The 279-nt window shown below is 34.8% G+C and carries 1 protein-coding gene; it reads right to left on the bottom strand.

The genetic code is table 11. The features are described 5' to 3' along the window. A partial coding sequence (locus SB658_RS23340) for a collagen-like repeat preface domain-containing protein (RefSeq protein ID WP_410602660.1) occupies positions 1 to 279 on the bottom strand: 279 nt, incomplete at both ends.

Genomic DNA, 279 nt, shown 5'->3' with positions numbered 1-279 from the left:
CAACGTACAATGCTCCGCATGAGAAAGGTGTTGTTCTTAAAATAGTTAATAGATTAGCAATAATAGAATTTCCAATTTGTTTTTGTGCTGGAGACAAATCTAAGCAATTGAGGAATTTTTGTAGGTTATTTAGGGCAGCAATCAAGTTATCGATATTATTTTGAGAAGGGTTTTGAAAGACAGCTTGAATAGCTTGGCCAAGAGATTGAAGAAGTCTAACGAATTCTGTAAGTTCGGACTTAGAGATGTTAATATAACTACAAGCTCTGACTTCGCAAC

It is taken from the genome of Bacillus sp. SIMBA_008, from assembly GCF_046535495.1.
GTDB lineage: Bacteria > Bacillota > Bacilli > Bacillales > Bacillaceae > Bacillus > Bacillus subtilis.
Note: the sequence above shows the minus strand (reverse complement) of the source record. Positions and strands in the feature narration are given on the sequence as shown.